2 protein-coding genes are annotated in these 936 nt (G+C 37.7%); one reads left to right on the top strand and one right to left on the bottom strand.

Translation table 11 applies throughout. From position 1 onward, the window contains the following. Nucleotides 1–110: 110 nt before the first annotated feature. Nucleotides 111–497, bottom strand: coding sequence for a hypothetical protein (locus F1E73_RS17115; RefSeq protein WP_150452676.1), 387 nt, complete (start codon nucleotides 495–497; stop codon nucleotides 111–113). Between the two features lie 250 nt (nucleotides 498–747). Here F1E73_RS17115 and F1E73_RS17110 point away from each other — a divergent pair. Next, nucleotides 748–936, top strand: a 189-nt coding sequence (locus F1E73_RS17110; protein WP_150452675.1) for a PAS domain S-box protein, incomplete at its 3' end; no start/stop codon positions are given.

Below are 936 nucleotides of genomic sequence, written 5' to 3'. Positions count from 1 at the left end.
ATGAAACAAAAAAGCGGTGCCAGTGCTTAGCAAGGGCCCCGCTTTTTAGGTAGCGGGTCATTTTCTTTTCGATTAGTGAGTACGTTCAGTAAGCAGGAAATGCGTACCTGCTATGAAGAGAGCAAAAGCTTCAACTTATTTAATAAAATCACTTCAGACTTATTCTTATGCGCAAAGGAAGCAGCTATATCATCTGCTGTTTTCCATATCCGATTTTTTATTTCAGGACTAAATAAGGGGGGATTCTTCAAGTAAAAAGCCTCAAATTCATCAAAACAATCCTTCGCTTTTTTTTCTTGTTGGTGTAGTAGCTCAAATTTTTCTTGGATAAGCTTACTAGCTGCATCTCCATCGTTCAAGGAAACCCAATAATTACGAATACTGTTTTGGAGCGATGCCACTTCCTGTGGCACTATGTTTTTATCGGCCTTCGCAAGGGCATAAAATAATTTTCCCAAATTTTCATAGAATTCCTTTGGTTGTTCTGTGGGTAACATAGTCCTGTTTTAGATTAAATTCGTGTAATGCCTAGTGAGTGATAGTTGACTGAATTCGGCTTCCCTTAAAAATACAAAAATGATTTTTGATGGTCTGTGTCATTTTAGTTTGGGAGCCATCAATTAGGTTGCTATATTTAGTGTTTTGGGAAACATGGGAGTGAAGTGGGCGTAAAAGCTTCACAGGAAAGAGATTGCTTATCATGGTCTAAGACTGATATTACAACATAAATTAATGTAATTTTATACAATGCGCGTATTTGAGAAGAATAAGGATATTTTTCAACTGCTTTCCGAAGCGGTATCCGAGGGGATTTTGGTGGTGAACCAAGAACGTATAATTGTAGCCACCAATCACCGAACCAACGAAATGTTTGGCTATAAGGAGAATGAGATAAGGGATCAGAATTTAAACATGTTGATTCCGGACAACCTTCAT

Origin of the sequence: Arenibacter lacus, assembly GCF_008711145.1 — a bacterium.
Classification (GTDB): Bacteria; Bacteroidota; Bacteroidia; order Flavobacteriales; family Flavobacteriaceae; genus Arenibacter; species Arenibacter amylolyticus.
Note: the sequence above shows the minus strand (reverse complement) of the source record. Positions and strands in the feature narration are given on the sequence as shown.

What these genes read in the sequence shown, in the direction of transcription:
- F1E73_RS17115 (WP_150452676.1), bottom strand. Translation starts at nt 497, where the DNA reads ATGTTACCCACAGAACAACCAAAGGAATTCTATGAAAATTTGGGAAAA.